This is a genomic window from Actinomadura kijaniata, from assembly GCF_014138665.1.
Lineage (GTDB): Bacteria > Actinomycetota > Actinomycetes > Streptosporangiales > Streptosporangiaceae > Spirillospora > Spirillospora kijaniata.
Genome location: NZ_JACJIA010000003.1, coordinates 632,272 through 658,277, shown reverse-complemented (window position 1 = coordinate 658,277; position 26,006 = coordinate 632,272). Strand labels below are relative to the sequence as shown.

Here is a 26,006-nt window from a genome sequence, read left to right as displayed (position 1 = left end):
CGGCGCGAGGATTCAGGGAAGCCAGCCCGGTTTCACCAGTCCGGACTCGTAGGCGAACACCACCAGCTGCGCCCGGTCCCGCGCGCCCAGTTTGATCATGGTGCGGCTGACATGGGTCTTGGCGGTGGCGGGGGAGACGACCAGGCGCCGCGCGATCTCCTCGTTGGACAGCCCGGCCCCGACCAGCGTCATCACCTCGCGCTCGCGGTCGGTGAGGGAGTTCAGCCGCGGCGACACGATCGGCTCGCGGGCCTTGGCCGCGAACTCGGCGATCAGGCGGCGGGTCACGCTCGGCGACAGCAGCGCGTCCCCGGCCGCCACCGCCCGCACCGCGTGGATCAGCTCGACCGGCTCGGTGTCCTTGACCAGGAACCCGCTGGCCCCGCCGCGCAGCGCCTCGAAGACGTACTCGTCCAGCTCGAAGGTGGTGAGGATGACGATGCGGATGCCGCCCAGCCGCTCGTCGGAGGCGATCCGCCGGGTGGCGGCCAGCCCGTCCAGGCCGGGCATCCGGATGTCCATCAGGATCACGTCGGGCCGCAGCCGCCGGGCCTGCTCGACGGCCTGCTCCCCGTCGTCGGCCTCGCCGACCACCTCGATGTCGGGCTGGGCGTCCAGCAGCGCCCGGAACCCGGCGCGGACCAGGCCCTGGTCGTCGGCGAGCAGCACCTTGATCATTTCGCCTCCTCGGCGCGTCGGTCGGTGGGCAGCACGGCCCGCACCCGGAAGCCGCCGCCCGCGCGGGGACCGGCCTCGAACGTCCCGCCCAGCGCGACCGCCCGCTCCCGCATCCCGCGCAGCCCGCTGCCGCCGTGCCCGTCGGACGCGTGCCCGCCGGACCCGTGCTCGCCCGCCGGGCGCTCGTCCGGCGGGGAGGCCCCGCGCCCGTCGTCGTCGACCCGGACGTGGACCTCGTGCTCACCGTAGGCGATGCGGACCCGCGCCGTCACCGGCCCGGGGCCCGCGTGCCGGGCGACGTTGGTCAGCGACTCCTGCACGATCCGGAACGCGGCCAGGTCCGCCCCGGCGGGCAGCGGGCGCCGCTCCCCGGCGACCTCGGCCTCGACGCGCAGCCCGGCCGCGCGGGCCCGGTCCAGCAGGTCGTCGAGGCGGTCCAGCCCGGCGGTCGGCGACCGGGGCGCGGCGCGGCCGTCCTCGTCCGGCGCGCGCAGCGCCCCGATCATCGACCGCATCTCGGTCAGCGCCTCCTTGGACGCCTCCTTGATCGCGGCCAGGGCCTCGCGGGCCTGCGCCGGGTCGTCGTCCAGCAGGTGCAGCGCCACCCCGGCCCGGACGTTGATCATGGAGATGTTGTGGCCGAGCACGTCGTGCAGCTCGCGGGCCATGCGCAGGCGCTCCTCGCTGGCCTGGCGGCGCTGCTCCTCGGCGCGGACGCGCGCCGCGGCGGCGGCCCGCTGCCGCCGCATCCGGACCAGCTCGGCCGACACCAGCACCGCCAGCGCCCAGCCGCCCGCGTACGCGGCCATGCCGAGGTCGGGCCGCTCCACCGGGAACAGCTCGCCGGTCCGGCCCCGCCGCTCGGGAGCGACGCCGATCACCGAGGTCAGCGCCAGGTACGCGCCCGACCCCAGGAACGTCCCCGCCCACGCCACCAGCCGGTGCCCGGCCGTCACCGCCGCGGACATCGCCACCACCAGGGACAGGAAGACCGGCCCGTAGGTGTAGGCGCGCAGCAGGTACAGCACGGTGACCGCGCCGACGCCGACCAGGACGGCCACCGGGCGCCGCCGGCGCAGCAGCAGCAGCGCGGGCCCGGCCAGCAGCAGCCCCACCCCCAGCGCGTCCAGGTCGGCGCTGTGCGGGAACGGGTCCGGCCCGGCCGGCCGCTCCGCCCAGGGCGGCCCGCCGCCGTGCGAGGGCCCGCTCTGGGCCCCGAACGACCCCATCACCTGGACGAGCGCGACGAACGCGGGGACCGCCCACACCGGCCACGCCGACGGCAGCGGCAGCCGCGCCGCCGCTCCGGGACCGTAAGGAGAAGTGCTCACACCACGGACGGTAACCCCCGGCCGTGCCCGCGCACGTCACCCGTACGGAGTGACCCGGCTACGCCGCCGGGCGTACGCCGGTGGTCACTCGGCGGCGAGGTGGGCGTTCAGCCAGGTCACGAGCTTCGGCATCGTGCCGCGCCAGTCCTTCAGCGAGCCGCCCGGTCCCGGGACGGCGAGCTTCTCGGCGCGCAGCGGCTCCTTGGCCAGCCCGGCGAACCGGCCGGCCTGCTCCAGCGGCCGGCCGCTGTCGTCCCCGGCGCCCAGCAGCAGCGACACCGGCGGCTGCGGCAGGTTCGCCAGCCGCCACAGCAGGTCGTTGTCCTGCCGGTAGGTGCGGCTGCCGCCGTACAGGTCGGCCCTGGGGCCGCCGGGCCGGGGCGCCACCGGGCCGCCCGGCAGGTCGAAGGTGCCGTTGAGGCTGACGCCCGCCACGAACGCGTCCGAGTGCAGCATCGCGTACCGGGCCGCGCACTGGCCGCTGGTCCCGAACCCGGCGACCGCCCAGCCCCGGCGCGTCACGGGCGTGCGGTAGGTGTCGGCGACCGCGACCGTCAGGTCCTGGGTGTAGAACGTCTCGGCCTGCCCGAAGCCGTGGCCGGGCACGTCGAAGCAGGACGGGGGGTGGCCGCCGGCCGCCGCGACGGTCGTGGGGTGCTTGCGCAGGCCCTTGTCCGCGCCGGCCCCGGCGGGCGGCTCGGTGGTCTGCGTCAGCGCCCGGTGGGAGCGGGTCATCACGTAGATCGTCGGCCGGGCGTGGCCGTCGGCGACGGCCCTGGCGGCCTGCTCGGGCAGCTTCGCCTGCTTGATCCAGTCCTGTTTGCCGTCCGACGCCCCGCCCGACAGCAGCAGCACGACGGGCAGCCGCTTGTCCTTGTACTCGGCCCGGAAGTACTCCGGGGGGAGGTAGACGTACGCCTCGGCGTCCAGCCCGGACCGCGCGCCCTTGATCTGGAGCCGGTCGACCTGGCCGTCCTTGGCGGGCGAGGGGTCGTGGCCGCGCCGCCGGGGCGCCAGGTCGGTGGTGGTGCGGTGGACCAGGGCGTCGGGCCGCGCCTCCCGTCCCTGGTCGCTCTGCACGGAGTTGACCTGGACGCGGCCCCCGTCCCCGCCGAGCAGGTCGTCCCAGGTCGGGTAGAACACGAAGTACTTGTTGGCGACCAGCACGATCGCGGCGGTCAGCAGCCCCTGGGAGGCCAGCACCAGCCCGGAGCGGGCCGCGACGGCGCGGACGCCGCCCCGGCCGAACCTCGGCCACAGCACGACCGTGGCGGTCAGCGCCGCGACCGCGACCAGGATCACGGGGAGCAGGAAACCCCACTGGGTCGGTTCCACGTCATTCCCCCTTCAGGTGGTCGCTCATCCACTCCAGCGTGGGCGGGATGTACTTGCGGAAGGTCTTGAAGTTGTGGCCGCCGGTGGGCAGCAGCACCTTGTCGACCCGCAGCGGGGGCCGCGCGGCGGCCATGAACTTCTGCGCGTCCTTGTAGGTCTTCTCGCCGACCAGCGCCGACCCGACCATGATCGAGACCGGGGGCTGCGGCAGGTTCTCCAGCCGCCAGATCAGGTTGTTGCGCTGGCGCAGCTCCTTGCTGCGGTCGTAGAGCTGGCGGGTGGTGGTGTCGAGGATCGCGCGGAAGTGCCCGCCCAGGGTGGCCCCGGCGACGAACCGGTCGGAGTGCAGCATCGCCAGCTTGACGGCGCAGTACCCGCCCGCCGAGTAGCCCGCCACGCCCCAGCCCTGGCGGTCGCGCGCGGTCCGGTAGGCGCCCATGACCGCCTCGGGCACGTCCTGGGCGAAGAACGTCTCCACCTTCGGCCCGCCCGGGACGTCGGCGCACTCGGTGTCCCAGCCCTCGTGCACGGTCGGCCGCATCATCACGTGGATCATCGGCTTGACCTTGCCGGCCTTGCCGAGGTTGAGGACCTCCTCGGGGATGTGGCCGTTCTGGATCCAGGTCAGCCGGTTGGCCGCCGGGTACCCGGCGATGTAGAGCGCGACCGGAAGGCGCTTCTGGGCGTACCCGGGCTGGAAGTACTGCGGCGGCAGGTACACGTACGCCTCGGACTCGATGCCGGTGCGCACGCCCTGGATCGTCATGTAGTCGACCCGGCCGACCTTCTCGGGCTTGCCCTTGGCCGGGTTGAGGTCGGTGCGCGGCTTGAGGTCGGCGCGGGAGGCGGCCACGCGCCCGTCGCGGAGGTTGCCGGCGGCGACCGCGTGGTGCCGTCCGGTCTGCTGCTTCTGCCGGGCGTCGCCGCCCGCCGCGCCCATCAGGCCCTGCCAGGAGTCGTAGAACAGGTAGTGCTTGTTGACCCCCGTCAGCAGCGTCAGCAGGACCACGACCTGCGTGCCGACCAGCACGCCGAGGCGCGCCGCAGCGCGCACGGGGCCGGGCTTGGCGAGCCGCGACCACCCCCACACCGTCGCGGCCATGCAGCCGAACGTGAGCAGGGCGAGCAGCCCGAGCAGGCTCCAGCTCGTCAGTCCCACAACAGCGTCTCCTCAGTCCCGGGCCCCGCCCCCGAGTCGGCCGGGCGCAATGACTAACTCAGCGAACGTCCAGCCGAGTTCCAGGTGGCGTTCAGAAAGTGAAAAAAGATCGTAATGGGGGAGTGCCATCGCGTGCGTCGTCATGGCGCGTCGGCACTGTGCGTGATAGTGCGGTGCCAGCGCGTCAATTCAGTGCGCGGGGGTGTGCTCCACCCATCCGGGATCGCCGTGATGTCACGGGAAAGTGATGCGTCTGCGACGCCTGCCGCCGTCACCCGGTCCAGCGGACCGGCAGCCGTTCGAAGCCGTGGCGGGCACTCGACCGCAAGGGTAGCGGCTCACCGGCGAATCCGGGACGTCCCGGACGAAAGACGATCTCGGTGAGGAACGCGTGCAGGTGCACCCGCGCCAGCCGCCGCCCCAGGCAGGCGCGCGCGCCGTGGCCGAACCCCAGGTGCGCCGGGGCGCCGCGCAGGAACCGGTCGGCGGCGAACCGCTCCGGGTCGGGGAACGCCGTCGCGTCGTGGTTGGCGGAGGCGAGCCACAGCGACGCCCGCTCGCCAGGCAGCAGCGGCACCCCACCCAGCGACGTGGCGCGACGCACCGTGCGGGGAACCCGCAGGACGGGCGTCCACCACCGCATCACCTCCTCGACGGCGCTGTCGAGCAGGGCCGCGAACGCCGCCGGGTCCCCGCCGGACCGCTCCCTCAGCAGCGCCAGCTCCCGGGGGTGGCGGACCAGCGCGCACAGCCCGCCCGCCAGGGTGTTGCGGACCGTCTCGGGCAGGTCCGGCGCGACCTGTGTGACGAAGTCCACACCCTCCTCGCCCGCCTGGACCAGCCGGTCCACCAGCGCCGCCGCCGGGGGGTCCATGTCGATCGGGGCGTCGACCGGGTCCGCGGGGCCGGTGGGGGCCGGGTGGGCGGCGCGTCCGCGCTCCTCCAGGGCGGTCGGGCCGTGCGGCGGCTCGGCGATCTCGGGCGCGAACAGCTCGGGGTGGCTCAGCGCGCGGCGGACGTCGGCGTACCGCAGCACCGCCCACGACCCCTCGGCCAGCCACACCACCGGGATGCGCTCGCGCAGCCGCTCCAGCCGCCCGTGGGGCACGCCCCGCGCGTAGGTGTCGGGGGAGCACAGCGCCTCGGCGTCGGAGACCGGCGAGGCGCCGTGCCGCCGCCGCGTCATCCCGCCAGCCACTCGCCGGTCTCGACGCTGACCAGGCCGTGCCGGGCGGCCTCGATCACCGCCTCGCGCTGCGAGTGGACGCCGAGCTTGCTCAGCACGCTCTGCACGTGGCTGCGCGCCGTGCTGCGGGTCACGCCCATCGCCTTGGCCAGCGCCTGGGTGGACTCGCCGCGCGCCAGCCGGGTCAGCACCTCGCGTTCGCGGGGGGTGAGGAACTGCGCGACCTTCTGCGCCTGGCTGCGCGGCCGGACGGGCGGGGGAGGGGGCGCGGCGCGGTCGGCGACCACCTCGCCCGCCGCCACCCGGTCCAGCACGTCGAGGACGTCCCCGGCCTGCTGCCCCTTGTGCGCGAAGCCCCGCACGCCCGCCGCCAGCCCCGCCTTCACCACCGGCTCCTCCAGGAACGCGGTCAGCACCACGAACGCGGTGCCCGGCGCGGCGGCGCGCAGCCGCGGCATCCAGTCCAGCGCCGTGCCGGACGGGAAGTGCAGGTCGATCAGGCACACGTCGGGCCGGTGCTCGCGCAGCGCCGGCAGCGCGCCCTCGGGGGAGTAGGCGACCCCCACGACGGCGTGCCCGGCGTCGGCGAGCACCAGCGACAGCGAGTCGGCGAACACCGCGTGGTCGTCGCAGACGACGACCCGCATGGATGCGGCGACCCTCATGGATGCGGCCGCCAATCGTCGCCCGGATCCCCTGCGCCCGGGTCACCGGCGACCGGGTCACCGTCGGGCGGCGGCGCGGCGGGCAGCAGCAGCCGGACCCGCGCGCCGCCCATCTCGCCGGTGCGGATCTCCAGGCTGCCGCCGTAGCCGGAGACCAGGTCGTGCACGATGCCCAGGCCGAGCGAGGCCAGCCCGCCCGGGGCCCGGCGGCCGAAGCCGGGGCCGTCGTCGTCGACCTGGATCACGACCCAGCCGTGCTCGACCGCGACCCGCACGTCCACCCGGCCCTCGGCGACGCGGCAGGCGTTGTCCAACACGTTGCGCAGCGCCCGCCACAGCGCGACCGCGTCCATGTGCGCCCACGCCCGGCCCGCCGGCCCGTCCACCGCCAGGCCCACCCGGTGCGGCGTGGCCAGCCGGGCCCCGGTGACGACCTCCGCGACCAGCTCGTCCACGCGGATGCGCTCGGGGTGGCGCGGCGGCTCGGCGGCCGCGTCGTCGTCCTCGTCGAGCCGCCGGATGAGGTGGTCCAGCCAGCGGGTCTCGCCGAGCAGCTGCTCGACGCGCGCGCGGCTGGTCTCGCCGATGTCGTCGGCGACCGCGACGGCCGAGGCCAGCATGATGATCGTGCCGAGCTCGTGGCGGATGTCGTGGCGCAGCCGCCGCCGCCACAGCCCCGGGTCCCCCGACTCCGGGTCCGCGACGGGTGCGCCGCCGTGTCGCTCTCCGTCGAACAGCGCGGCCAGAGGATCGGGCGTGTCCACCGGTGACGACCGAGACTGCCCGTGGTTCATGGAAGGACCCCCGTCCGTAATACCAGCACCGACTCGACCGTCACCCCGCGTCGCCGGTGATGTCCAGTCAATTGACCGCAACCGACCGTCTTGTGACCGGAAGTGGACATGGCGAATTGTCAGTAAACCACTTCCATTATCCAGACGTCCAAGTGAAGATTGCCCCTCTTGTGGAGGACATTTCTTTCCCGCTTCCGGTGTGGCGGCCCTCCCCATTGCGGCGATACGGCTGTTCGATCCCCTTTTCCGGTCGGCTCGAAACTGCACCATCCCGCCGTGTTATGCCTGCTCACGGGACCGGCGAAAGCGCGGTGCGGAGAGGGTTGCGGTCGCCGGAGCCGATCATTGTGGCGATCATTCGGCGCGCGGGCCGTCCGTTCTAGATCGTTCACCGCCGTCCGGCGGGCCGGGCGCCCACTCGGCGGACGGAAGGCCGCATTGATCCACCAGGCCCCGATACCGCAACGTTCGCGAGGGAAGTCCGGTTCCTTGAAGTAATGGGAATGTGTCCGGAAAGAAATTCCTCCCGCAATTACGGATCATGGGCCGCTCGCCGTGCGCCCCCCGTGCCGCGCCGCCCCCGGGGGGTGGCCCGATGCGTCCGAGTAGGCCGGTTCGTGCTATGTTCTCCCTGCTTATCGGGGATTTAGAGGGGTTCTGCGTGAAACGGGGCAAGCTCGTTCTGTTGGGTCTCGCGTTCATCCTGGTGGTGGCCGTGATGGAAGTCGCCGCACTCGAACTGGGGTCGCTGGAACTGCCCATGCCGGACGGCCCGGTCGCCGACCCCGCCAAGCAGCCCTAGCGCGGCCCGGTCACAGGGCCGGGAGCTCGGGGCCCCGGCAGGTGTCGCACACCCGCCGCGTCTCCACCGGCGGCGGGCGGCGCACCGGCCGGTACTCGGGCAGCAGCCGCCGCAACAGCAGCCGCACCCGGTCGGGATCCCCGGCCTCGGCGGCGGCCTCCAGCGCGTCCAGCAGGCGCGGCAGCCCCGCCGGGGGCGTGGCGGGCCGGGTCGCCCAGATCCTGGGATGGGCGGTGCGGATCAGCGGCTCGGAGTCGGAGAACGCCTTCTCCGCCAGCTTCTCGCCGGGCCCCAGCCCGCTGAACCGGATCGTCACCTCCGGCAGCCGGAGCTGCTCGGCGTACCGGTGCACCAGCTCCACCACCGGCACCGGGCCGCCGACGTCCAGCGCGAACGTCTCGGCCCGCTCGGCCATCGCCGCCGCCTCCAGCAGCAGCCCCGCCGCCTCGGCCGCCGTCATGAAGTGCCGCGCCACCTCCGGGTGGGTGATCGTGACGGCCTCCCCGGCGGCGATGCGGCGCGCCAGCAGCGTCAGCAGCGGCCCCGCCGGGCCCAGCACGTTGCCGACCCGCACCGCCGCGAACCGCGTCCGGCCCCCGGCCGCGCCGGCCAGCAGCATCTCGCACAGCCGCATCGTCGCGCCGTACACCGACGTCGGCTCGGCCGCCTTGTCCGACGACACCAGCACCAGCCGCTCCACGTCGGCGCGGACGGCGCTGTCGAGGACGTGGCGGGCGCCCGCGACGTTGGCGGCCACGCCCCGGCACGGGTCGCGCTCCACCGCGGCCAGCTCGTTGGGCCCGGCGGTGTGGAACACCAGGTCGGGCCGGGCCCGCCCGACCACCTCGGCGATCCGGTCGCGGTCGCGCACGTCGGCCTCGGCCGCGTGCACCCGCGTCCGCTCCAGCCGCCCGGTCATCTCGTGGCCGAGCCGCCGCAGCCGCTCGCCGTCCACGTCGACCAGCCACAGCGCGGCCGGTTCGAGCCGCTTCACCTGGTGGCACAGGGCCGACCCGACCGTCCCGCACGCCCCGGTGACCAGCACGCGCCGGCCGCGCACCAGCCGCCGCCCGCGCTGCCCCGCCACGACCTCGTCCCGCCCCAGCAGCCGCACCAGCGGGCTCGCCTCGTCGGCGGGACCGGCGGCCCGGCGGGAGCGGCGGCGGAGGAACCGGGGCACGCTCACCCCCGCGCCCAAGGCGCCCTGAACACGTTCTCCACGGTCTTCCCCTCCGGCCTCGTCAGGGCCGAGCGTAGGAACCCCGCCTGGTGATCGAATCACCCGTTCGGACGAACCCCCGCTACGTCATTGGCGGGAGCCCCGGCCCGCCGTCCGGCGATCAGCGCGGGCGGTCCCGGGACGAGGGCCGCATCCCCGCGCGCATGGCCAGGGTGATCGCCTCCAGCGCCGAGTGCATGTCGAGCTTGGCCAGCAGGTTCTGGGTGTGGGTGCGGACGGTGTTGGCCGACAGCCCGAGCCGGTCGGCGATCTCGTTGCGGTTGAGGCCGTCCACCATGCACTGGAGGACCTCGCGCTCCCGCGCGGTGAGCTGGTCCAGCGGCGAGGGCCCGCCGCCCGCCGGGGCGTCGGCCAGCAGCCGCCGCAGCACCTCGCCGAGCACCTCCGGCGGGATCCACCCGCCCTGCCGCGCGGAGCCGCGGATGACCCGCGCGACCCGGTCGGCGCTCTCGGTCTTCGACAGCCACCCGACCGCGCCGCGCCGGACCGCCTGCACCATCGTGCCGAGGTCGCTCATCGCGGTGAGCATCACCACCCGCACGTCGGGGTGCCGCTCCCGCAGCCGGTCCAGCACGTCCAGCCCGTTCTCGGCGCCCAGCGCGACGTCGAGGACGACGACGTGCGGGCGTTCGGTGGCGGCCAGGGCCAGCGCGCGGCGGCCGTCGGCGGCCACCGGCAGGACGACCAGGTCGGGCTCGCGCGCCAGCCGCGCCGCCAGGGCCTCGGCGAACAGCGCGTGGTCGTCCACGATGAGGACGCGGGTGGGCTGATGCATGCCTCCGACCATGCCCGCCCCGACCACGGAACGGATCCCGCAAACGCTGTACGTCGCCGCCCCGAACGGGGAGAGCCCGGCGACGCTGCGATGACCCCACATGATCGATTCCCCGCCCCCGACCACTCCTACCGGTCGCGCCACCGGTTCACCTTCGCCCGGACCGGCCGGGGCTGGGTGATCGCGGACGTCCGGACGCCGGACGCCGCGCCGACGTCGGTCGGCATCAACGACTATGGCCGCCCCAAGGGGCCCGACCATACGATGATGGTCACCGGCCGCAGCTCCCGGGGCCGGGTACCACAGCACCGGCACGCGCAACGAGCCCCTCGACGGCCCCTACCGGGCGCTGCGAATCTGAGGACGACCTTGAAGAACCGCGTCCGCCTCCCCGTCGCCGGGGCGCTGCTGGCCGTCCTGGCGTCCGCCGGGTGCTCGGGCGCGGAGAGCTCCGACTGCCCGGTTCCCAGGGCCGCCGAGGTCGCCGAGGTCTCCGCCGGGGCCGCCACCGTCGCGAAGGTGACCTTCCGCAAGGTCGCCGCGCTCGCCGACGGCACGACCGAGACCGAGGGCTGGCTGGTGGAGGGCACCGGGACGGTCAGGGGCCCCGCGCTCGGGCGCCCCACCGCGGTCTGGCCCACGCTCGACGCCGGAACGCCGGAGCAGGGCGCGCGCCTGGTGCTCTTCCTCTCCCCGCACGAGGGGCGGACCACGATGGACGGCGCGGCGGCGTCCGGCTACGACGTCGTCCGGCAGGGCGGCGTCCTCGTCGAGGGCGGCGGGGGCCTGGCGCGGCTGTGCCGGGAGGGGCGGAGCGAACCGGCCCCGCCGGAGATCCTCGGCTGACCCCGACGCGTCGTGCCGCGGCGCGGTCGCCCGAGGGACCTGAGGCGTCCGGGCGGGCGTTGACCCGCGTCCCGGGGCCCGCGCGCCCTCGGACGCGGACCCGCCCGCACGGGCTTGAACGATCCTCCAGTACCCGGGAGGACCGTTCAAGCCTCGCAGCGCCTCACACCAGGGTGCGGGCCCACGCGTAGTCGGGCTTGCCGACCGGGGTCCGGCGGAGCTCCGCCACGAAGCGGTAGGCGCGCGGCGTCTTGTACCCCGCCAGGTGACGGCGGCAGTGCGCGGACAGCTCCGCCTCCGGCGGCGGCGTACCGGAGGCGGTGGCGACCACCGCCGTCACCCGCCGGCCGAGGCGCTCGTCGGGGGCGCCGACGACGATCGCGTCGGCCACGGCGGGGTGGGTGCGCAGCACCTGCTCCACCTCCTCGGCGAAGACCTTCTCGCCGCCGGTGTTGATGACCAGGGAGCCCCGGCCCAGCAGCGTGACCGTGCCGTCCTCCGCCACGCGGGCGTGGTCGCCCTGCAACGCCCAGCGGCGGCCGTCGGGGTCGGTCACGAACGTCGCCGCCGTCCTGTCCGGGTCGTTCCAGTACGCCACCGGGATGTGCCCCGCGCGCGCCACGATCCCCTCCCCGCCGGGGGGAACGGGCCGCAGGCCGTCGTCCAGCACCGCGAACTCGGGGCCCAGCCGGAACCGGCCCGACGGCTCGGCCGCGCCCATCGCGCCGGTCTCGGACCCGCCCAGGTTGTCGGAGACGTAGGCGCCCGGGACCGCCGCCAGGAGGCGTTCCCGCACGGCGGGCGACAGGGGCGCGCCGCCCGACCCGAACGCGAACACCGCCAGCTTCGGGTAGCCGCCGGTCGCCAGCTCGTCGGCCACCGGCCGTGCCATGCCGTCGCCGACCAGCATGAGGATCTGCGACCGCTCGCGTTCGGCCAGGCGGAGCGCGGCGGCGGCGTCGAAGGCGCGGCCCGTCCACAGCACCACCGTGCCGCCCGTCAGGAACGTGATCCATGTGCTCCACTGGCCGCCGCCGTGCATCAGCGGCGCGTGCACCTGCATCCGCAGCGGCTCCCGGCCGGCGCAGGCCGCCAGCTCCTCCGGGTCCCGCACGGGGTCGCCGCCGAAGTTCCCGCCGCCCATCGCCGCGACGAAGACGTCCTCGCACCGCCACAGCACGCCCTTCGGCAGGCCCGTGGTGCCGCCGGTGTAGAGCAGGTACGGGTCGTCGGACGAGCGCGGCCCGAAGTCGCGTTCGGGGGAGGCCGCCGCCAGCGCCTCCTCGTAGTCGCCGTCGATCGCCACCACGTGCCTCAGGTCCGGCAGCCGGTCCCGCCGGACGGCGGGGAGCAGGTCCCCCTCCGCCACCAGCGCCACGCATCCGGCGTCGCCGAGCAGGTACGCCAGCTCGTCGGCGACGTAGCGGTGGTTGACGTTGACCGGGGCCGCCCGCAGCTTGAAGCAGGCGATCATCGTCTCCAGCCACTCGGCGCGGTTGCGGGACAGCACGCCCACGCGGTCGCCGGGGCCCACGCCCGCCGCCGCCAGGTGGTGGGCGGCGCGGTTGGCGCGGGCGTCCAGCCCGGCGTAGGTGAGCCGCGCCGCGGGGCCGCCCGCCGCCACCAGCGCCGTGCGGTCCGGGCACGCGTCGGCGACGGTCTCGAACAGGTCCGCCAGGTTGAACGACCGCATACGGGGTCTCCTCGGGGGAACGCGGCTCAGCGGCGCGTCAGGGCGACGGGGAACGAGGTCACGCCGCGCACGAACGCGTTGGGCAGGATGCGCGGGCCGGTGTCGTCGGCGTGCTCGGCGGTGGCGACGCGGGCCACGAACTCCTCGAAGAAGATCCGTAGCTCCAGCCGGGCCAGGGAGGCGCCCAGGCAGAAGTGCGGGCCGAGCCCGAACGCGATGTGGTCGCCGGGCGGGCGCCGCACGTCGAACGCGTCGGGGTCGGCGAAGACCTCCTCGTCGCGGTTGGCCGACCCGTACATCAGCAGCACCTGCCCGCCCGCCGGGATCGTGACGCCGCGCACCTCCACGTCGCGGACGGGGGTGCGGCACATGTTGAGGATCGGCGTCGTCCAGCGCACGAACTCCTCCACCGCGCCCGGGATCAGCGAGGGGTCGTCGCGCAGCAGCCGCCACTGGTCGGGGTGGCGGATGAGCGCGTCGAGGGCGGTGGCGATGACCGTCCGGGTCGTCTCGGCACCGCCGACCAGCAGCAGCAGAGCCTCGTGGGCGAAGTGCTCGTCGTCGTAGGGCGGGTCGCCGGGGCCCGCGTTCGACCAGACCGACAGCAGGTCGTCGGCCGGGCACGCGCGGCGCTCCTTGGCCATCTCCAGCACCGCGCCCGCGAACTCGCCGACCGCGATCGTGGCCTCGTCGGTGATGTAGCGCCGCCCGCCGCCCGCCACGACCGCCGTCGCCGACCAGTGCACCAGGCGTTCCCACGCCTCGTCGGGGAAGCCCAGCAGCCAGCCGATCACCCGGGCGGGCAGCGGGGCGGCCAGCGCGGGCACCGCGTCGACCGTGCCCGCCTCCAGCGCCGCCTCGACGCACTCGACCGCGGTGTCCCGGATCCTCCTCTCGTAGCGCGCCACCCCGCGCGGCGTGAACCGCTGGTAGACCATCCGGCGGCGGTGCGCGTGCTCGGGGCCGTCCATGCCGATCATCGACGGGTCGGACGGGATCTGCGGGCGGTAGCCGCCGGAGTTGCGCCAGACCTTCGCGTCGCGTTCGATCGCGAAGACGTCGGCGTGCTTGGCGATGCCCCACAGGCCGTTGTCGGCGTCGTGGTGGACGGGGGACTCGGCGCGCATCCACCGGTAGACCGACCAGGGGTCGGTGGCGTACATGTCGCCGTCGAGCAGGTCGATTCTCATGCGGCTCCTCCGCGCACCAGCGATCCGGGCAGTTCCCCGGTGTGCTCTCCGTCGGCGAACGTCTGCACGCCCGACACGAACGTCCCGAGGTACCCGTCGGCGCGCTGCAACAGGCGGCGCCCCCCGGCGGGCAGGTCGTGGGCCATCTCGGGGCGGTGCAGGGCGACGTTGTCGAAGTCGACGAGGTTGAGGTCGGCCTTCATGCCGGGCGCGATCACACCCCGGTCGGTGAGGCCGTACAGGCGGGCGGTGTCGCGCGTCATCATCCGCACGACGTGCTCCAGCGGCAGCTTCTCGCCGCGCCACCGGTCCCGCGCCCAGTGCGCCAGCATCGTCGTGGGCAGCGACGCGTCGCAGATGAACCCGCAGTGCGCCCCGCCGTCGCCGAGCCCGAGGACGGCGCGCGGGTGGGTGAGCATCTCGCGCTGCGGGTCGAGGCTGCCGTCGGCGTAGTTGAGGAGCGGCATCATCAGCATGTTGCGGCCGTCGTCCTCCAGCAGCAGGTCGTACAGCAGCTCCATGGGGTCGCGTCCGGCGGCCCGCGCGCGGGCCGCCACCGACGTTCCGGGCTCGGGCTCGTAGTCGCAGTTCCGTTCGGCGAGGGGGTAGAGGCGGTCGGGGAACCCCCGCACCATCGCCGACAGGACGTCCTCCTCGGCGGGCGGCTCGGCGAGGATGCGGGCCCTGACCCCGGGATCGCGCATCCGCCGGACCCGCTCCTCCCGGGGCAGGAGCGCGATCTCCCGGTAGGACGGCCGGTCCCCGAACGCGTGCAGCGACTCCAGCGAGATCAGCATCCCGAACGGCCGCGACGCCACCTGCGGGAACAGCCGCGCGTCGGCGTCGACCGACAGCTCCAGCAGCTCCCGCCACAGGTCCGGCACCGCGTCGATCTGCAACAGCGCGAACGACACCGGCCGCCCGGTCGCCCGCGACAGCCGCCGCATCCACGCGATCTCGCCGCGCGGCGCGTTGACGTCCTCGCCCGCCGCGCCCGCCGGGGCCAGCTCGTACACGCCGCGCCCCAGCTCGGCCAGCGCCTCCCCGATCCCGAACAGCTCGTCCTCGGCCGCGAACGTGCCCGGCACGTACTCGCCGTCGATCGCCTTGTGCGTCAGCGTCCGCGAGGTGGAGAACCCCAGGGCCCCGGCCGCGACGCCCTGCTTGACGATCGCCTTCATCGCGGCGATGTCCCCGGGCGTGGCGGGCTCGTTGCGCGCGCCGCGCCCGCCCATGACGTAGGCGCGGACCGCGCCGTGCGGGACCTGCGTCCCCAGGTCCATGGCGTAGGAGCGGCGGTCCAGCGCGTCCAGGAACTCGGGGAAGGTCTCCCACTCCCAGGAGATGCCCTCCGACAGCGCGCTGCCGGGGATGTCCTCCACGCCCTCCATCAGCCCGATCAGCCAGTCGTGCCGGTCGGGCGCGGCGGGCGCGAACCCGACCCCGCAGTTGCCCATGACGGCGGTCGTCACGCCGTGCCAGGCCGACGGGGCCAGCACCGGGTCCCAGGTGGCCTGGCCGTCGTAGTGCGTGTGGATGTCCACGAAGCCGGGCGTGAGCAGCGCCCCGTCGGCGTCGATCACCCGCCGGGCCGCGCCGGCCGTCCCCACCTCGGTGATCTTTCCGTCCGTGACGGCGACGTCGGCGGTGTACGGGGCCGCGCCGGTCCCGTCCACGACCCGCGCGCCCCTGAAGACCAGGTCGTCCATGGGTCACCCCTCCTCGGGGGGAAGTCCGCGCAGCGCGTCCGCGCCGAACATCGGCTCGAACACCGGCCGGTAGTCGGGGCCGCGCCGCAGGTGGTGGCCGCCGTCGACGTTGATGACCTGGCCGGTCAGCCATGATGACTCGGGCCCGACCAGGAACCGCGCGGCCTCGGCGATGTCCGCGGGCTCGCCGACGCGCCCGAGCGGCATGCACGCCAGGTAGTCGTCGAGGATCGGCCCGGGGTCGGTGAACCCCGCGACCAGCTCGGTGCGGACCAGGCCGGGGCGGATGCCGTTGACCCGGACGCCGACGCCGCCCAGCTCGTCGGCCCCCAGCCGCACCAGGTGGTCGACGGCGGCCTTGGAGACGCCGTAGGCGCCGAACCAGCGGTGGGTGTTGGAGGAGGCGATCGACGAGATCGCCACGAACGCGCCGCCGCCGTTCGGCGCCATGGCGCGGGCGGCGTGCTTGAGCACGAGCATGGTGCCGGTCGCGTTCAGCTCCAGCGTCGCCCGCCAGGCACCGGCGTCCAGGTCCGGCAGCGGGCCGATCGACGTGGTGCCGCCCGCGCTGTGCACGACGGCGCGCAGCGGGGCGGGCTCGGCGGCGAACGCGACGGCCGCCCGCACCTGCTCCTCGTCGGTCACGTCGGCGACGACGTACCGCAGGCCGGTCTCCTTCAGCCGGGCCTCGGTGCGCCCGCAGACGGTGACCCGCGCGCCGTCGGCGGCCAGCCGCCGCGCGCACGCCAGCCCGATCCCGCTGCCGCCGCCGGTGACCAGCGCGGACGTGCCTTCGAGTGCGGTCATCGCGGCCTCCAGAGGGGTTCGGGGATCTCGAAGCCGACCGGCTCGCCCCAGCGGTTGCGGTAGCTGACCTCGTGCACGGGACGCCGGGCCGCCACGCCCCAGCGGCCGAGCGGGTGGCCGAACGAGACGGTCGCGGCCAGCGACCAGCCCTCGTCGGCCGGGACGCCGAGGATCCGGTGGGTCTCCTCGGGGTGGAAGAGGCCGAGCAGCATGGTCAGCGTGCTGCCGATCCCCTCGGCGCGGGCGGCGAGCTGGGCGCTCCACACCGCCGGGAAGATCGAGCCTCCGGTCAGGTCGTGCCGGGCGTAGGCGAACAGGAACAGCGGCACCCGCTCGAAGTGCTCGCCCAGCCACCGCGAGGAACGCATGACCCTGGCGGCCTGGACGTTCTCGGGGGTGTCGGGCTCGGCCCTCACCCGGTCGACCATGGGCTTGTAGACGGTCTCCCACAGCCGGTCCAGGGCGTCGCGGTACAGCGGGCCGAGCCGTTCCTTGACCGCGGGGTCGTCGACCAGCAGGAACCGCCAGTACTGCTGGTTGCCGCCGCTGGGCGCGCGGATCGCGGCGTCCAGGATCCTGCGCTGCGCGTCCTCGGGGATCGGGTCGGGCCTGACCCGCCGCATCGCGCGGGTGGTGTAGAGCGCTTCGTGGACGTCCATGTCGCTCCTATTGGTCGACGGCGGTGGCGCCGCCGTCCACGGTGAGGTGCGTTCCGGTGACGAACGAGGCGTCGTCGCTCATCAGGAACCGCACGGCCCGGCCGACCTCGGCCGGGTCGCCGAGACGGCCCATCGGGGCCTTGGCGGAGAAGCGCGCGAGCATCTCCTCGGGGGTGGCGCCGCGCAGCATGGGGGTGTCGATGTAGCCGGGGCACACCGCGTTCACCCGGACCCCGTCGGCGGCCAGCAGGTGCGCCAGCGACCGCGTCAGCCCGAGCAGCCCCGCCTTGGAGGCGCAGTAGGCGGGGATGAACGCCTGCCCGACGAACGCCTCGATCGAGGAGATCCCGACGATCGCCGACCCGGGGTTGGCCCGCAGGTCGGGCAGGATCTCCTGGGCGATCAGGGCCTGGGCGCGGAGGTTGACGTCGAGGACGGCGTCCCACCGCCGCTCGGTGAGGTCGCCGACCGGATGCGGACCGGGCCTCCCGGCCGCGTGCACCAGCCCGCCGACCGAACCGAGCGCGGCGCGCGTGCGCTCGACGGCGGCGGGCAGCGCGGCGGTGTCGGTGACATCGATGGTGACGGCGCAGGTGGCGACGGTGAAGGTCGCGGCGATCTCCTTGGCGGCGCCGGACGGGTCGGTCAGGTCCCACAGCGCGACCGGCCGCCCGGCCTCGGCGAGCGCCCGCGCACTCGCCAGGCCGATACCGGACGCGCCGCCGGTGATGATGACGCCGGTGGCCGGGGAGTGCTCCTGGTGCGGCAAGGGAATCCCCCAGAGATTGGGACTCCGGTCTAGGCTAACGTCGCAACCAAGCAAGCGGTAGGTATCATTTCTGTCATCCTGACCCCGCGGGAGGTGGGCGACAAGTGCGCGACTTCGCCGGACGCGTCGCGGTGGTGACGGGCGCGGGCAGCGGCATCGGCCGGGCCCTGGCGTTCCGCTTCGCGGCCGAGGGCATGAAGGTGGCCCTGACCGACATCGAGGACAAGGCCCTGGAAGAGACCCGCTCCACGCTCGCCGAGAGCGGGACGGAGGTGACCGCCCGGCCGGTGGACGTGGGCGACGGGGCGGCGGTACGGGCGTTCGCCGACCACGTCTACGAGACGTTCGGCGCGGTCCACGTCCTGTGCAACAACGCGGGCGTCTTCACGGGCGGCCAGATGTGGACACGGCCCTTCGCGGACTTCGAGTGGATGTTCCGGGTGAACACCTTCGGGGTGCTGCACGGCGTCCACGCGTTCGTCCCCCGGATGATCGAGCAGGACACCGAGGGGCACGTCGTCAACACGGCGTCGGTGGCGGGACTGTTCGCGGCCCCGTTCACGGGCGGCTACACGATGACGAAGTTCGCGACGTACGCGGCGACGGAGGCGCTGGCCCACGAGTTCGCGGTGACGGGCTCGAAGCTGCGCGCCTCGGTCCTGTGCCCCGGGGGCGTGCACACCCGCATCCACGAGGCCGGCCGCAACCGTCCCACCGACCTCCCGGCCGAGCACACGGCCGACCAGGAGCTCATCGACGAGGTGATCTCGAACGTGACCACGCGCGGGATCCCGCCGGAGGACGTGGCGGACGCGGTGGTCGCGGCGATCCGCGACGAGACGTTCCTCATCCTGACCCACGAGTCCTACCGTCCGGGCCTGGTGCGGCGGGCCCGCTCCCTGACGGAGGGCCGCCTCCCCGACCTCCCCGACTTCGAGTCCCGCGGCTGAACCCGCCCTCCCCCCGCGCGGGGGAGGCGGCCGGTCCCCCGCCTGCGGGGGCGCCGCACTGGCCCCCTACATCCTGATGAAGACCTACTGGGCGTTCGGCGGGACCGAGGGACGGCCGGCCGGTGACCTCATCGCCGAGATGCGCGCCAACGGGACGCCCGAGGCGCTGGTGTGGATGGAGCGGCACGGGATCGACTTCACCGTGCTGGGCGCCCTCGGCGGGGTGCTGCTGCTGGTGGCGCTGACCCGGCCCTGGGGCGGGCGGCTGCCGCGCTGGACGCTGCTCGTGCCGGGCTGGGCGGGCGCGGTGCTGCTGACCCCCTACGGGGTCGCCACCTTCGTCGCCTCGACCGTCGGCTTCACGGTCGGCGACGCCGAGGGCTGGTCCCCGTGGGTCGGTCAGGTGGGCGGGCTCGCCTTCGCCGGGCTGGGCCTCGCCCTCGCCTTCTGCGTCCGTTCCTTCACCTGGGAAAGGCCGTCACGGCGTGACCGCCTGGCTCATGTACGGCCGCCTGGGCCGCTGGGATGTCGAAATCCTCGACTGAGGCGGTGGGCCGTCCGCGCGATCATCTCCTGGGCCCGCGCATATACGGGGACGGGCGGGATGCGGGAAGATGGCGTGGGTTGAGCTCTGGGAGGCGTGTTGAGCGGGGACATGCGGATCACCGTGACGCGGGCGCTGAGCAAGGATCAGCAGGCCCGGCGGGAACGGTTGCTCGACGCCGCCCGCGAGCTGGCCCACGAGGGCGGGTACCCGGCCGTCACCATGCATGACGTCGCCGACCGCGCCGGGGTCGCGCGGGCGACCGTCTACCGGTACTTCGCCACCAAGGACCACCTGCTCACCGAGGTCGCGGCGACCTGGGCGCACCGGGTCACCGCCGACATCGACGCGCTCGCCGTCGGCGACACCCCCGTGGACCGGCTGGTGTCGCTGCTCGACCGGATCGTGCACGTCGCGTTCGAGGAGCTCACGCTGACGTCGGCGATCATCCAGGCCGTCACCTCCGACGACCCGAGCGTGGACGACGCGCGCACCGTGCTGTTCCTGTTCGTGCGCGACCGCCTGTCGGCCGCCATCGGCGACCCGGTGCCCGAACGCGACGAGGTGGAGATCGTCCTCGGGCACGTGCTGCTCGCCGCGCTGGTCAGCCTGACCGCGCTGCGGCGGCCGGTGGAGGAGGTCGCCACGATGGCCCGCACCTCCGGGCGGCTCGTGCTGTCGGGCGCGCTGGCGGCGCAGGCCCCCGCCTGATGGTCCCCTCGACGGGACGCGGATTGGCCCTTCCCCGGCGACCAAGGCCGGGCATAGCGTCCCGCACGTGAGCAACCCGCTGCTGTTCCTGCTGGCCGCCGTGACGCTGATCGTCATCCCCGGCCCCAACCACCTGTACATCACCGCCCGCAGCGTCGCCGAGGGGCCGCGTTCCGGGCTGGTCTCCGGACTGGGCGTCGAGGTCGGCACGCTCGTGCACGTCGCGGCCGCGGCGGCCGGGCTGTCGGCGCTGGTCGCGGCGTCCACGACCGCGTTCAACGCGCTGCGCTACGCGGGCGCGGCCTACCTGATCTACCTCGCCTACCGCACGTTCCGCGCCCGCGACGGGCACGAGGAGCGGGACGTCGCCCCGCAGCCGCTGCGCCGGGTCTTCCTCGACGGGCTGCTGATCAACCTGTTCAACCCCAAGGTCGTGCTGTTCTTCCTGGCGTTCCTGCCGCAGTTCGTGGACCAGGGCCCGGACGCGATGCCGGTGCCGTTGCAGATCGTCGTCATGGGCGTCGCGCTGTCGGTGATCGGGATGGCGAGCGACGCCCTGTACGCGGTCGCGGCGGGCTCGATCGGCTCGTGGCTGCGCGCCCGCCCGGTGTTCCGGCGCCGCCAGCGCTACGCGACCGGCTTCATCTACCTGGGCCTCGGCGCCGCCGCCGTCCTCGCGGGCCCCTCCACCCGCGCCAAGTAAACGAAGCGGACGACATATCCCAGATCATGAGCCCTTTCCCGGCGGGTGCCATACCGGCTGGACGTCGACGTGCCCGGCTGGCTGAAGAAGGCGTTCAAGGGGCTGGGGGCTTTCGCGGTCGTGGCCGTCGCCTGCGTCGCGTACGGAAGGCGACACAGCAAGCACACCGAGGAGAAGCCGGACCCCGCCTCCGGCGAACAGGCCGTCAGGACGCGGGCCCGCCGCTCCGGGGCGCCCCGCGAACCGCAGACGAGGACATCTCCATCGGCAGGCGAACGGCGAGCGGATCGGACGATCCACCCCAGATCACGAACCGTTTCCCCACGGGCTCCATCTCACTGGAGAACAAGAGGATGGCCACGGAGAACGGGTCCCGCCGTTCACCACATCCCGTCGCCGCGCGGCAGGAAGGACCACCGCGAAATGATCGACCTCGGCAAGGGCCGGTTTCGGCATTCCCGGTCGGCCACGGTCGGCAGGGCGTTCCTGTCCTATGGCGTGCCCGCGCTCCTGGTCGTGCTGCTCCTGGCCGTGCTGGACCTGTGGGACGTCCGGCTTCCACCGATGCTGCCCGACATCGACGCGCCCGGCGCGCTGAAGGTCGTGTTCAAGGGGCTGGTGGCCCTCTTCGACGGACCCGGCTGGCTGAAGACCACGCTCAAGGCACTGGCGGGCCTCGCGGTCGCGTTCTGCTGCTACATCACGTACGCGGAACGGCGCAGCGTCAAGGCCGTGACGGCCGACCCCGAGCAGGGATGACCTGAGACGAGGTCACGCGGCGGACCCGGGCCGCGCCCGACGCCGCCCCGCCGCAAGGAAACGGACGACGGCCCAGCCGACGGCCGTGGCGGCCGCCGCCCACACGATCACCTGCCCGATGGTCGTGATCACCTCGTTCCTGCCGGGCGGGAGCACGAGCATCTGCACGGCGGCGCCGACCGGCACGGTCGTCTTCCCCAGCAGACCGATCAGCCCCGATCGGGTGGCGCACGCCCCCACAGCGCCCAAGGGGCCCCCGAACACGAAGCTGGTGATCCACCAGATGGCGTTCTCGGACGGGTACCAGGAGGACACGGGCCCGCCCTCCTGGGCCGCCTCCACGACCCCGTAGGCCGCCGTGGCCGCGAACAGGGCGAGCGCACCGGCGGTGGCGCCCAAGACCAGAGCCCCCACTCCGAACGGACTCTTCTCGGCCCGCGTGACCAGCCACCCCATGAACACCGCCAGCCCCGCCCACGCCCACCCGGCGTCCAGCAGCACGCTGACGATCTCGACGGGCGACCATCCGCTGACCGTGGCGGCCCGGCTCTCCACGTCCTGGGAACGGAAGGAGAAGGCGTTGACCAGTGCGGTCACCGCGCCGAACCCCGCCCCGGCCATCAGCGCACTCGCGACGACCCGCGCCAAGCGGGCCGGGTGCGGGAGAGGCGATCGCCGCCGGTCACGCTGTTGATCACCAGTCACACGCGCCTTCCTACCGCACGAACCATGGCACGCGGAAGGAGGACGTCAGACCTCTCGTCCGTTCAGTGGCCAGACGCTCTTGGCGCGCTCCGCAAGCGCGGCAGCCACTTCCACAAGATCAGCCTTGAACCGAAGCCGAGCCTCCGGGGTCGTCAAAGCGCAGGGTTTCCGCCCATCCCCGCCAGGAACATCCAGCAGGGCCGTCGGTAGGTGCGGTCCGGTTTGGGGACGGCTTCCGGACGTCCGTCCGGGGGCGGCTCCCGCCCTGCGCTCCACGGCGTACAACACGGCCGCCAAGAGTCGCCGGCTGGCCGATGTGCGCCTCAGTGGCACAGCCGCAGGATCGGAGCCATGAACCACAACGCCACGAACCACATCTCCGACACCCTGACCGACGGATCGGCCCGTATGCCGGACAGGGCGGCTCTGTCGCCTCCGGCGCGCGGCCCGGGCCGCGACTTCCCCGCGACGGACATGCCCACCGGGCTGATGCTGGGCCTGGTCGCGCTCGGCCTGCCCCGCACCGTCCTCGCCGATCTCGACATCGTCGCCCCACAGAGCGGGCTGCTGTACTACGTCCTGGCGCTCACGCCGTTCGCGGCCTGGCTGGCGGTCGCGCTGGTGCGCCGAACCCGCCGGCCGGGTCGTGACTTCCTGATGCTGGGCTTCCTGTACGGGCTGTCCCTGCTGGTCGTCCACCAGGTGCTGTGGACGACCGGAACGACATCGGGCCACCCGCCGCAAAGCGTCGCCGACTTCGCCGACAGCCTCCCCGCGGGCTGGCAGGAGTTCATCCTGCGCTCCTTCAGCAGCGGGATCGCTGTGACGATCGGAGTCGGCACCGGACTCGTCGCCGCCGCGATCGCGTGGTGCGCCCACGCATGGCGCTCACGCCGTGGCCACCACGACGGCTGACGGCGACGCCGCATCCAGCACCAACGCCGACCCCGACTACACGCCCGGCGCGCCGCTCAAGGCAAGCTCGCCATCAAAGCAGACACTAGGGCTCAGACCTGGCGGGTGTCGGGTTTGCTCGGGAACGTGTGCGGGCGCGGAGGACCCAGTGCGCGGCGACCAGCGAGATGACGCCGATGGGGTACCAGACGACGTCAACGGGGTCGAACTGGGCGCCCAGAAGCTGGCGCGCGAGCCAACTGCGTTGGGAGAGCGCCGCGGGCACGGGGGTGAGCTGTGAAAACTCGATGAACCAGCAGTACGCGATCGCGGAACTGCCGGCGATCAGCGGGGAGACCGGCGGCCATATGAAGATCACTATCGTGTAGACGATGGCCCCGGACAGGGCGGCGCCCGAGTACTGCTCGATGGGCCCGTCCATCACGGCGCGGATCGCGTAGGCCGCGCCTGCAAAGCCGATGGCCGATACCACCATCAGCAGCCGAGTCCAGCGCATAGCGAGCGACATCGCGCAATCATAGGCGGCAGCGGCGAGCACGGGGTTTGGTGACGGCGTCGCCAGTGGATTCGGTGTGGTGATGAGGCGTCGGGCAGGCTGACCTGGCGCATGGCGTATCAGCGGTAGAACGCCAAGTCAGTGGGGTCGTCAGTGGACCGGCATGTCAGCATCCACTCACCTTCGCCGAGCCCGAAACAACGCCCGAACCAGAGCCCGCGTTCGAACGGGCCCTTCTCGGCCCGCACGGCCAGCCACCCCACGAAGACCGCCAGCCCGCCCCCGGCCACGCTGCTGAGCACCAGTCACACGCGCCCTCCCATCGAACGATCCATGGCGCGGAAGGAGAAGGCTTCAGGCCCTTCGCTCGTTCAGCGGTCAGGCGTTCTTGATGCGCTCAACAAGCGCGCGGGCCTCCTCGCGGCCGACAACCACCATGCCGCCGTCCGGGTTCTTGCTGTCGCGAATGGCGACGACATCAGACGTGGAGGCCACTTCCACACAGTTGCCGCCGTTGTTGGTGCTCCGTGAAGCTTTGCGCCACACGGCTTTCTTCAGGTCCACTTTTCTTCAACCACCCTACGAATTATTTCTATTGATTCGCGCACGGAGTAGGCGTCGGCTCGGAGGGATGTCAGTGACTCCGATACTTTGGCGGCGTCGTCGGTTCCGCCCATTGTCAGGCCGCGTACCGCCGAGTCTACATACGCCACTTGGCTTCTGTCGGGCATGGTTGCCAGCACGAACGACCCGCTGAGGCCGTCGTGGACTCCCATCGGAACGATGTTGATGGTGAGGCGGCGCGACTGACAGTCGATCAGTCGTTCCAGTTGCTCACGCATGACCTTCTGGTTGCCGACCTCCCGGTACAACACGCCCTCGTCGAGCAGTACCGACAGTACTGGTGGAGGCGGATCGTCACGCGTGAGGATGAGTTGCCGTTCCAGACGAGCTTCAACGGCGGCGTCTTCTGTCAGCAGCGCGCGGATGTATTCGGGGGTTTGCAGCAGCCCGTACACAACAGAGAGCTCGAAGGCGGCGAGTTCCACGGCTTCGCGTTCGATCGCTGGCCAGTCGAACCACACTGGATAGACCGTGTTGCGTACGAGGTCGTCCCACAGCCGGGCAAGGGCGCCGTGGAGATCGAGAGCGTCGTCCAACTGCCCCGCGAACTCCCTGGTGCAGCGGGTGCGCCCGGTCTCGATCTGGCCGATGTAGGAGCCGCTGACCGGGATCCGTTCGCCCAAACGCTCTTGACTGAGCCCCAGCCGCTCTCGCCAGAAGCGCACCTGGTTGCCGAACGCGATCAGGTTCGGGCTGGTCTCTGAACTGCGCCGCGCCCTTCTGGCCATGTCTCAATCATTGCCCAACCGGGTGGGGCTGGCCAGCAAGTCGCGACAAGTGCAGGCCCTTGGTTCCCGTCGCATCGCCTGGATGCGAGGTGCTTTCCACACAGAGAGTCACGGGCGGACGACTGTGGTGTCAGACACGAAACGACACGACCGAAGGCGTCTGCCATGGCGAAAGCGCAAGTGCACTCACCTCCACCGCCCGCGACGGCTGATCCGTCCACTCTGCTGCTCACTTCCGCTCCGCAGGCGATCAAGGCGGCGCGGGATTTCGCGCGGGGGTGGCTGGAGGCCGAGGGGGTCGAGCGGGCGGCGGTCGAGGTCGGGTTGCTGGTGGTCACCGAGCTGGTCACCAACGCCTACAAGCACGGCAGCGCGCCGGGGGAGGCGATCTCCGTCCGGCTGTACCTGTCGGCGGGCGGGCCGGTGGCCGAGGTGCGGGACGGCAGCGACGCCGAGCCGAGGGCGCTTCCACTGACGCTGGACCGGTTCTCCGGGCGGGGGCTGGCGATCGTCTCCGAGCTCGCGGCGGCGTGGGGGTTCTGGCGGCTGGCGTCCGGAGGCAAGGCCGTCTACGCGGTCATGCGGCAGGCGACGGCATGAGTTCCCGCGACGTTCTGCTGGCGGTCCTGCGGGAGCTGTTCCCTCGCTGGGAGGTCTGGGTGTGCGACCGGGGCGTGTGGCGGGCGGCCGGGTTCATGCTGATCAGCGCCTCCACGGTCGAAGGGCTGCTGGAGCACCTGGCGGGCGCGGATCCGGACGCGTTCGCCACGGCCGCGCGCAGGTTCGCGGGGAGGACGCCGTGACGTTCCCCTGCGGCGAGTGCCCCGAGTGGTGGGACGAGGCGGCCGAAGCCTGCCACCTCGCGGCCCTGGCCCGTTGCCTCAAGGGCACCGGCGCGCCCCTTGTCGTCCAGCTCCTCACCCCGGCCGCCGTCGCGCCGCATCTGGTGGTGACCTATGTGAACGGGCGCGCGCAGAACGCGACGCAGGTGAGCGTGTTCGGCGGCTGGTTCGTCTGCTCGCTGGGGCTGGTGCCGGTGGTGAACGCGGCGCGAGCCGCGCGCGTTCTGGTCGAGGCGCTGGCAGGTCCGAAATGAAAAGCGGACGGGAGATGCCCGTGTGTTGCGGATGAGTTACGGCCCGCCCTTCCCATGTCCGAGTTCGGTCATGGAGCGCGTAAGCCCTTGATTGCGCACTTCGGTGTCAGGGGGCGCACGCCGGATCGGCCTGTCGC

The 26,006-nt window shown here is 73.3% G+C and carries 29 protein-coding genes; 10 read left to right on the top strand and 19 right to left on the bottom strand.

The window, feature by feature from the left end; genetic code table 11:
- Positions 1-12 precede the first annotated feature (12 nt).
- The 9 genes from HNR61_RS15250 to HNR61_RS15210 all read right to left on the bottom strand — a co-directional run bounded on the left by HNR61_RS15250 (position 13) and on the right by HNR61_RS15210 (position 9,965).
- Positions 13-678 carry a response regulator gene (locus tag HNR61_RS15250; RefSeq protein WP_067813638.1) on the bottom strand — a complete coding sequence of 222 codons (666 nt, stop codon included), beginning with the start codon at positions 676-678 and terminating at the stop codon, positions 13-15.
- Complete coding sequence (locus HNR61_RS49915; protein WP_182843771.1) at positions 675-2,009, bottom strand: sensor histidine kinase; 1,335 nt, start codon at positions 2,007-2,009, stop codon at positions 675-677. Before HNR61_RS49915 ends, HNR61_RS15250 begins: the two co-directional genes overlap by 4 nt.
- 84 nt (positions 2,010-2,093) lie before the next feature.
- Complete coding sequence (locus tag HNR61_RS15240) at positions 2,094-3,344, bottom strand: alpha/beta hydrolase (RefSeq protein WP_182843770.1); 1,251 nt, start codon at positions 3,342-3,344, stop codon at positions 2,094-2,096.
- A gap of 1 nt (position 3,345) precedes the next feature.
- Entirely contained in the window at positions 3,346-4,503 is a 1,158-nt protein-coding gene (locus tag HNR61_RS15235; RefSeq protein WP_182843769.1) for an alpha/beta hydrolase, read from the bottom strand.
- Between the two features lie 271 nt (positions 4,504-4,774).
- Positions 4,775-5,689, bottom strand: coding sequence for a cytochrome P450 (locus HNR61_RS15230; RefSeq protein WP_182843768.1), 915 nt, complete (start codon positions 5,687-5,689; stop codon positions 4,775-4,777).
- Entirely contained in the window at positions 5,686-6,354 is a 669-nt protein-coding gene (locus tag HNR61_RS15225) for a response regulator transcription factor (RefSeq protein ID WP_182843767.1), read from the bottom strand. Before HNR61_RS15225 ends, HNR61_RS15230 begins: the two co-directional genes overlap by 4 nt.
- Positions 6,351-7,118 (bottom strand): sensor histidine kinase, encoded by a 768-nt coding sequence (locus HNR61_RS49910; RefSeq protein ID WP_182843766.1) that lies wholly within the window; start codon positions 7,116-7,118, stop codon positions 6,351-6,353. Before HNR61_RS49910 ends, HNR61_RS15225 begins: the two co-directional genes overlap by 4 nt.
- Before the next feature lie 842 nt (positions 7,119-7,960).
- On the bottom strand, positions 7,961-9,130 hold the full coding sequence (locus tag HNR61_RS15215) for a polysaccharide biosynthesis protein (protein ID WP_182843765.1): 1,170 nt from the start codon (positions 9,128-9,130) through the stop codon (positions 7,961-7,963).
- 160 nt (positions 9,131-9,290) lie between these two features.
- Positions 9,291-9,965: a response regulator gene (locus HNR61_RS15210; protein WP_182843764.1), complete on the bottom strand. Its 675-nt coding sequence runs from the start codon at positions 9,963-9,965 to the stop codon at positions 9,291-9,293.
- A 369-nt stretch (positions 9,966-10,334) separates the two neighbouring features.
- Here HNR61_RS15210 and HNR61_RS15205 point away from each other — a divergent pair, with 369 nt between their 5' ends.
- Positions 10,335-10,811: a hypothetical protein gene (locus HNR61_RS15205; protein ID WP_182843763.1), complete on the top strand. Its 477-nt coding sequence runs from the start codon at positions 10,335-10,337 to the stop codon at positions 10,809-10,811.
- Positions 10,812-10,974: 163 nt separating this feature from the next.
- On the opposite strand, the gene HNR61_RS15200 is transcribed toward HNR61_RS15205, so the two are convergent.
- Genes HNR61_RS15200 through HNR61_RS15175 form a run of 6 tightly spaced genes read right to left on the bottom strand, consistent with a single transcriptional unit; the run spans position 10,975 to position 17,638 of the window.
- The gene (locus tag HNR61_RS15200) at positions 10,975-12,504 is read right to left on the bottom strand and encodes an AMP-binding protein (protein WP_182843762.1); all 1,530 of its coding nucleotides are present in this window, start codon (positions 12,502-12,504) and stop codon (positions 10,975-10,977) included.
- Between the two features lie 26 nt (positions 12,505-12,530).
- The gene (locus HNR61_RS15195; RefSeq protein ID WP_182843761.1) at positions 12,531-13,694 is read right to left on the bottom strand and encodes a cytochrome P450; all 1,164 of its coding nucleotides are present in this window, start codon (positions 13,692-13,694) and stop codon (positions 12,531-12,533) included.
- Complete coding sequence (locus tag HNR61_RS15190; RefSeq protein ID WP_182843760.1) at positions 13,691-15,403, bottom strand: N-acyl-D-amino-acid deacylase family protein; 1,713 nt, start codon at positions 15,401-15,403, stop codon at positions 13,691-13,693. The genes HNR61_RS15195 and HNR61_RS15190 overlap by 4 nt, the downstream gene beginning before the upstream one ends.
- A gap of 3 nt (positions 15,404-15,406) precedes the next feature.
- Positions 15,407-16,210 (bottom strand): SDR family oxidoreductase, encoded by an 804-nt coding sequence (locus HNR61_RS15185; RefSeq protein ID WP_182843759.1) that lies wholly within the window; start codon positions 16,208-16,210, stop codon positions 15,407-15,409.
- A complete protein-coding gene (locus HNR61_RS15180) occupies positions 16,207-16,869 on the bottom strand; it encodes a nitroreductase family protein (RefSeq protein WP_182843758.1) in 663 nt (220 codons plus the stop codon). Before HNR61_RS15180 ends, HNR61_RS15185 begins: the two co-directional genes overlap by 4 nt.
- Positions 16,870-16,876: 7 nt before the next feature.
- Positions 16,877-17,638 (bottom strand): SDR family NAD(P)-dependent oxidoreductase, encoded by a 762-nt coding sequence (locus tag HNR61_RS15175; RefSeq protein WP_182843757.1) that lies wholly within the window; start codon positions 17,636-17,638, stop codon positions 16,877-16,879.
- A 104-nt stretch (positions 17,639-17,742) separates the two neighbouring features.
- Between HNR61_RS15175 and HNR61_RS15170 the strand changes: the two genes are divergently transcribed.
- From HNR61_RS15170 to HNR61_RS15150, 5 genes are all read left to right on the top strand, one after another.
- The gene (locus HNR61_RS15170; RefSeq protein WP_182843756.1) at positions 17,743-18,588 is read left to right on the top strand and encodes an SDR family NAD(P)-dependent oxidoreductase; all 846 of its coding nucleotides are present in this window, start codon (positions 17,743-17,745) and stop codon (positions 18,586-18,588) included.
- A gap of 76 nt (positions 18,589-18,664) precedes the next feature.
- Entirely contained in the window at positions 18,665-19,216 is a 552-nt protein-coding gene (locus tag HNR61_RS15165) for a DUF3995 domain-containing protein (RefSeq protein WP_182843755.1), read from the top strand.
- 27 nt (positions 19,217-19,243) lie between these two features.
- Positions 19,244-19,843 (top strand): TetR/AcrR family transcriptional regulator, encoded by a 600-nt coding sequence (locus HNR61_RS15160; RefSeq protein ID WP_182843754.1) that lies wholly within the window; start codon positions 19,244-19,246, stop codon positions 19,841-19,843.
- 67 nt (positions 19,844-19,910) lie between these two features.
- Complete coding sequence (locus HNR61_RS15155; protein ID WP_182843753.1) at positions 19,911-20,546, top strand: LysE family translocator; 636 nt, start codon at positions 19,911-19,913, stop codon at positions 20,544-20,546.
- Between the two features lie 423 nt (positions 20,547-20,969).
- The gene (locus tag HNR61_RS15150) at positions 20,970-21,305 is read left to right on the top strand and encodes a hypothetical protein (RefSeq protein ID WP_182843752.1); all 336 of its coding nucleotides are present in this window, start codon (positions 20,970-20,972) and stop codon (positions 21,303-21,305) included.
- Between the two features lie 12 nt (positions 21,306-21,317).
- On the opposite strand, the gene HNR61_RS15145 is transcribed toward HNR61_RS15150, so the two are convergent.
- Complete coding sequence (locus HNR61_RS15145) at positions 21,318-21,953, bottom strand: hypothetical protein (protein WP_182843751.1); 636 nt, start codon at positions 21,951-21,953, stop codon at positions 21,318-21,320.
- 408 nt (positions 21,954-22,361) lie between these two features.
- Here HNR61_RS15145 and HNR61_RS15140 point away from each other — a divergent pair, with 408 nt between their 5' ends.
- Positions 22,362-22,925, top strand: coding sequence for a hypothetical protein (locus HNR61_RS15140; protein ID WP_182843750.1), 564 nt, complete (start codon positions 22,362-22,364; stop codon positions 22,923-22,925).
- A gap of 85 nt (positions 22,926-23,010) precedes the next feature.
- Here HNR61_RS15140 and HNR61_RS15135 read toward each other — a convergent pair whose 3' ends face one another.
- From HNR61_RS15135 to HNR61_RS15125, 3 genes are all read right to left on the bottom strand, one after another.
- Positions 23,011-23,433, bottom strand: a complete 423-nt coding sequence (locus tag HNR61_RS15135) for a ribosomal maturation YjgA family protein (protein ID WP_182843749.1) — start codon at positions 23,431-23,433, stop codon at positions 23,011-23,013.
- 366 nt (positions 23,434-23,799) lie between these two features.
- The gene (locus tag HNR61_RS15130) at positions 23,800-23,985 is read right to left on the bottom strand and encodes a DUF397 domain-containing protein (protein WP_182843748.1); all 186 of its coding nucleotides are present in this window, start codon (positions 23,983-23,985) and stop codon (positions 23,800-23,802) included.
- Positions 23,976-24,773 (bottom strand): helix-turn-helix domain-containing protein, encoded by a 798-nt coding sequence (locus tag HNR61_RS15125; protein ID WP_182843747.1) that lies wholly within the window; start codon positions 24,771-24,773, stop codon positions 23,976-23,978. The genes HNR61_RS15130 and HNR61_RS15125 overlap by 10 nt, the downstream gene beginning before the upstream one ends.
- Before the next feature lie 165 nt (positions 24,774-24,938).
- Here HNR61_RS15125 and HNR61_RS15120 point away from each other — a divergent pair, with 165 nt between their 5' ends.
- From HNR61_RS15120 to HNR61_RS15110, 3 genes are read left to right on the top strand one after another with little or no spacing between them, the layout of a single operon-like run.
- Positions 24,939-25,373, top strand: coding sequence for an ATP-binding protein (locus tag HNR61_RS15120; protein ID WP_182843746.1), 435 nt, complete (start codon positions 24,939-24,941; stop codon positions 25,371-25,373).
- Positions 25,370-25,576 carry a hypothetical protein gene (locus HNR61_RS15115; RefSeq protein ID WP_182843745.1) on the top strand — a complete coding sequence of 69 codons (207 nt, stop codon included), beginning with the start codon at positions 25,370-25,372 and terminating at the stop codon, positions 25,574-25,576. Before HNR61_RS15120 ends, HNR61_RS15115 begins: the two co-directional genes overlap by 4 nt.
- Positions 25,573-25,869: a hypothetical protein gene (locus tag HNR61_RS15110; protein WP_182843744.1), complete on the top strand. Its 297-nt coding sequence runs from the start codon at positions 25,573-25,575 to the stop codon at positions 25,867-25,869. Before HNR61_RS15115 ends, HNR61_RS15110 begins: the two co-directional genes overlap by 4 nt.
- Positions 25,870-26,006 lie beyond the last annotated feature (137 nt).

Bases quoted from the DNA above. Each gene is read 5' to 3' on its own strand.
- HNR61_RS15115 (WP_182843745.1), top strand. From the start codon at position 25,370: ATGAGTTCCCGCGACGTTCTGCTGGCGGTCCTGCGGGAGCTGTTCCCT.
- HNR61_RS15165 (WP_182843755.1), top strand. From the start codon at position 18,665: ATGAAGACCTACTGGGCGTTCGGCGGGACCGAGGGACGGCCGGCCGGT.
- HNR61_RS15135 (WP_182843749.1), bottom strand. From the start codon at position 23,433: ATGTCGCTCGCTATGCGCTGGACTCGGCTGCTGATGGTGGTATCGGCC.
- HNR61_RS15225 (WP_182843767.1), bottom strand. From the start codon at position 6,354: ATGAGGGTCGCCGCATCCATGCGGGTCGTCGTCTGCGACGACCACGCG.
- HNR61_RS15210 (WP_182843764.1), bottom strand. From the start codon at position 9,965: ATGCATCAGCCCACCCGCGTCCTCATCGTGGACGACCACGCGCTGTTC.
- HNR61_RS15125 (WP_182843747.1), bottom strand. From the start codon at position 24,773: ATGGCCAGAAGGGCGCGGCGCAGTTCAGAGACCAGCCCGAACCTGATC.
- HNR61_RS15160 (WP_182843754.1), top strand. From the start codon at position 19,244: ATGCGGATCACCGTGACGCGGGCGCTGAGCAAGGATCAGCAGGCCCGG.
- HNR61_RS15185 (WP_182843759.1), bottom strand. From the start codon at position 16,210: ATGACCGCACTCGAAGGCACGTCCGCGCTGGTCACCGGCGGCGGCAGC.
- HNR61_RS15140 (WP_182843750.1), top strand. From the start codon at position 22,362: ATGAACCACAACGCCACGAACCACATCTCCGACACCCTGACCGACGGA.
- HNR61_RS15250 (WP_067813638.1), bottom strand. From the start codon at position 678: ATGATCAAGGTGCTGCTCGCCGACGACCAGGGCCTGGTCCGCGCCGGG.
- HNR61_RS15180 (WP_182843758.1), bottom strand. From the start codon at position 16,869: ATGGACGTCCACGAAGCGCTCTACACCACCCGCGCGATGCGGCGGGTC.
- HNR61_RS15120 (WP_182843746.1), top strand. From the start codon at position 24,939: ATGGCGAAAGCGCAAGTGCACTCACCTCCACCGCCCGCGACGGCTGAT.
- HNR61_RS15190 (WP_182843760.1), bottom strand. From the start codon at position 15,403: ATGGACGACCTGGTCTTCAGGGGCGCGCGGGTCGTGGACGGGACCGGC.
- HNR61_RS15200 (WP_182843762.1), bottom strand. From the start codon at position 12,504: ATGCGGTCGTTCAACCTGGCGGACCTGTTCGAGACCGTCGCCGACGCG.
- HNR61_RS15230 (WP_182843768.1), bottom strand. From the start codon at position 5,689: ATGACGCGGCGGCGGCACGGCGCCTCGCCGGTCTCCGACGCCGAGGCG.
- HNR61_RS15150 (WP_182843752.1), top strand. From the start codon at position 20,970: ATGATCGACCTCGGCAAGGGCCGGTTTCGGCATTCCCGGTCGGCCACG.
- HNR61_RS15195 (WP_182843761.1), bottom strand. From the start codon at position 13,694: ATGAGAATCGACCTGCTCGACGGCGACATGTACGCCACCGACCCCTGG.